The 3,912-nt window shown below is 59.2% G+C and carries 3 protein-coding genes; 2 read left to right on the top strand and 1 reads right to left on the bottom strand.

The window, feature by feature from the left end:
• Positions 1–772 (top strand): porin (locus ENZ74_RS24570; RefSeq protein ID WP_164761179.1); only part of this gene is annotated, 772 nt, incomplete at its 5' end.
• 377 nt (positions 773–1,149) lie between these two features.
• On the opposite strand, the gene ENZ74_RS24565 is transcribed toward ENZ74_RS24570, so the two are convergent.
• Positions 1,150–2,817, bottom strand: a complete 1,668-nt coding sequence (locus tag ENZ74_RS24565; protein WP_013532602.1) for a sulfotransferase — start codon at positions 2,815–2,817, stop codon at positions 1,150–1,152.
• A 117-nt stretch (positions 2,818–2,934) separates the two neighbouring features.
• On the opposite strand from ENZ74_RS24565, the gene ENZ74_RS24560 reads away from it, so the two are divergent.
• On the top strand, positions 2,935–3,912 hold a 978-nt coding region (locus tag ENZ74_RS24560; protein WP_127313047.1), incomplete at its 3' end, for a pyridoxal phosphate-dependent aminotransferase.

Below are 3,912 nucleotides of genomic sequence, written 5' to 3'. Positions count from 1 at the left end.
CGACAACGCCTTCGAGGACGTCAACGCCGCCCACAACCGGGACGTCTCGCTGAACTTCGCCTGGATCCAGCTCGGCGGCCTGCGCGTCGGTAAGGACGAATCGGCCTTCGATACGTTCGTCGGCTACGCCGGCAACGTCATCAACGACACGCTCGTTCCCTACGGCGATTTCGACACCAACGTCGTCCAGTACTACTTCGACGCCGGCAACGGCTTCTCGGCAGTGGTCTCGCTGGAAGAAGGTAACGCCAATGACACGATCGACAGCTATGTTCCGCATGTCGTCGGCGGCGTGAAGTACACGCAGGGCTGGGGCGCCATCACCGGTGTCGTCGCCTATGACAGCAATTACGAAGAAGTGGCCGGCAAGGTTCGCCTGGATGTGAACGTCTCCAACGAACTCTCGCTGTTCATCATGGGCGGCTACGGTTCGGACGACAATCTCAACGATAACCTCAGCAATCATGTCGACGCCAACGGTCGCGGCTTCTACAAGATGTGGGGTGGCAATTGGGCAGTGTGGGGCGGTGGCACCTACAAGTTCAACGAAAAAACCTCGTTCAACGCTCAGGTGTCTGCTGACGATTGGAAGAACGTCGGCGTTGCCGCGAACATCGCTTACGACGTTGTGCCGGGCTTCACGGTCACGGCCGAAGTCGACTACCTCCATGCAGGCCGATTTGGCGATGTCAACTATGTTAACCCATCGTTCACACCGGCCGACAAGAAGAACAGCATCGGCGGCCTCCTCCGCTTCCAGCGCTCGTTCTAATATATTTCGACTTGTCGAAATCGAAAACCCGGCGGGCAACCGCCGGGTTTTTTACGCCGGGTTCCGAGAGACTCGTCAAATGCAGTTGAGCCGCCCCGAGACCGAGCCCCTGCACTTCTTGAAGGTTTGCGAGCGACAATAGCCAGCCGACGAAGCCGAGCCCCGGCAGCTCCGGCAGTCCGGCAGTGCGTGAGTTTTCGCGCCAAGCACTTCGAGCGTGTCGACCAGCAGAATCAATTGACCAACCGAGCGATTGTGTTGGGATCATCGGGTGCGGAATCACGCGCATCCGTAAGCTTCTTCAGCTCTATTTCTCAGCAGTGCCAACCAAATCGAGGAGACGTGCGCGCATGAGCGGAACGCAGGACTGGTCTGAGTTACGTGTCCGCCAAGTCGCCCAAAGCATCGATGAGTGGCTGGATCTCGCCTTCATAATTCTTCCAGCGCTTGACCGACGATTTGTAGATCGGTTGGCGAACCTGCCAGCGACTGGGTGTGTTGACCGAACCATCCCTGTCGAAAAAGCGCAGGCAGGCGTCATCCCAGGGCAGCCCAAGGTAATCGATGAGGCGGCGTGACTGCGCTTCCTGATCGTCGACCAGCGTCTCGTACTGATTTTCGAAGATCAGGTTCGGGAAAACCTCGTTCCAATGCTGCATCAGGCGGTCATATTCTCGATAGTACAGGCCGAGTGTCTTCAGGTCGGTGTTGTAGCTGTGCCCCTCGCCGAATTTCTGGACAAAACAAGAGACGCAATTGTCGATGGCGTCACGACGGCAATGAATGATTCGCGCGTTGGGAAAGAGAACGGCGATAAGACCGATCAGCTCAAAATTATGAGGCATCTTATCCACGATCCGAAGCGCGGCAGGCGCTCGCTCCCTCAGATAGGTCAGGTGCTCTTCGGCCAGTGTTCCGGACAGGTGTTCTGTGATCGACGCCATCGCATGGTTTAGCCTCCCGGCCGATGACTTTCTGAGGTCGATCGCATTCGCGACTCTTCTGAGTTTGCTTAGTTCCCCTGCGCCATGGACATCGGGATGACTTGCGCAAATTTGTTCCGTGAGTGTCGTTCCCGAGCGCGGCATGCCGACCACGAACACAGGAACTTCCGAAGGATTTCCGTAACCCGACCTGGCAGCCAGCATCTCAGGCGTGAAGGTCTCAATCAGTGAATCTACCCACCGACGGTATTGGTCGATATCGAAGTAGCGGCCCGAGGCCTGTTTGGCCTTGTTGAAATGGCCGAATGCATCCTTATAGCGCTTGAGGTCGTTCAGCACCTTGCCGGCCGCCAGATGGAGCTTCTCTACGCCGTCCAGATCAAGCTTGGGATTGCCGAGTTCACCAACGATGGATTGTAGTTCCTTTGGCTCTTCGGTGAACTTTTGCGTCTGTACAAGGTCGTTGTAGGCAGTCGGCATTGCGATGCGACGTTCGATTGCTTCTTTAAGAAAGGCGGCGGCCTCGTCCATGCGCCCCAGGCTGCTGAGCGCGCTGGCCAGTCCTATCCGCACTTTGGGATGATCGCGGTTGATCTTCAGCGCCTTCTCATAGAGCGGCAAAGCCATGTCGGGTTTATCAAACTGGATATAAGCGTCCCCCAATGCACAAAGCGCTTCGATGAGACCTGGCTGCAACTCCAAGGCATACTGCATATGCTCGATTGCCGGTGAATATTCACTGACCTTCACATAGGCCGAAGCCAAACCAAGGTGGTAGTAGGGGTTTTTTGGTTCCTCGCCGATCGCTCGTGCGAAATATCGCAAGGCCGCCTCATCGTCGTAGCCCAGGCACACGGTCCCCAAAATATACAGGGCGAGCGGATGGTTAGGCGTGCGCGCCAGCACCCGAAGGCATAGGTCCTGAGCCTCGTTAAGCCGCTTGGCCTGCTGAAACTGATACGCCTGCTCCAGCAACGCATCGTCTGCCTGCGCAGGCGAAAGCGAATTTGCGTTGCGCAGATTTGGCTGCGGGAATTTGGGTTTCGGCCCGGTTTGGACCTTGAGGTGCTTTGACCAGGCAGGCGGCAGACGGTTGTTCATCACGTCTCGCTAGCAAAAGCGGCCGAAAGAATCCAGCGTTACGGATCTGCCCAGCGGCAACTTGCACCGACCCATCCGGCGCGCTAGCAAGAAGGCCCTTTCAAGCGAGCTTCCACCATGCATCAGCGCCCTCCCCTCATGCCGCTCATCGCAGCGCTTCCCTCGACGGTGCCGTTTGTCGGCCCCGAAGCGCAGGAGCGCGAGCGTGGCCGCGCTTTTCGCGCCCGCATCGGCGCCAATGAGAGCAGCTTTGGTCCCTCGCCGCGCGTCATCGCCCGCATGGCCGAGATCGCCGGCGACATGTGGATGTATTGCGATCCCGACAATCACGATCTGAAGGTGGCGGTAGCCGCGCATCACGGCGTAAAAGCAGAGAACGTCGTTGTCGGCGAAGGCATAGATGGCCTGCTCGCCCTGGTGGCACGCATGTATGTGGCGCCCGGCGATGCTGTGGTCACCTCGCTCGGCGCTTATCCGACCTTCAACTTCCACATCGCCGGTGTCGGCGGACGACTGGTGACGGTCCCTTACGAGAACGACCGGGAAAGCCTGGATGGCCTGCTGGCGGCGGTGCACAGGGACAAGGCCCCGCTGGTCTATCTCTCCAACCCCGACAATCCGATGGGCAGTTGGTGGGAGGCGAGCGAGATCATCCGCTTCATCGAGGCGCTGCCGGAAACCACCATGCTGGTGCTCGACGAGGCCTATGGCGAACTCGGGCCGGCCTCGGCGCTGCCGCCGATCGATATCTCCAGGCCAAACGTCATCCGCATGCGCACCTTCTCGAAGGCGTACGGGCTGGCGGGCATACGCTGCGGCTATGCGATCGCTGAGGCCCAGGTGATCCGCGACTTCGAGAAGATCCGCAACCATTACGGCGTCAGCCGCATGGCGCAGATCGCCGGCGTCGAGGCGCTCGCCGATCAGCACTATCTGCAAAGCGTGGTGGCGCGGGTCGCGGCCGGCCGCCGACGCATCGCCGGCATTGCCGAGGCGAACGGGCTGAAGCCACTGGCGTCGGCGACCAATTTCGTCACCATCGATTGCTGCGGCGATGGCGCCTTCGCGCTGAAAGTTCTGCAAGCCCTGCTGTCA

Source organism: Mesorhizobium sp. M7A.F.Ca.CA.002.15.2.1 (assembly GCF_003998715.1).
Taxonomy (GTDB): Bacteria; Pseudomonadota; Alphaproteobacteria; order Rhizobiales; family Rhizobiaceae; genus Mesorhizobium; species Mesorhizobium ciceri.
The sequence above is the reverse complement of the archived record's forward strand: the minus strand, read 5'-3'. Positions and strand labels throughout refer to the sequence as shown.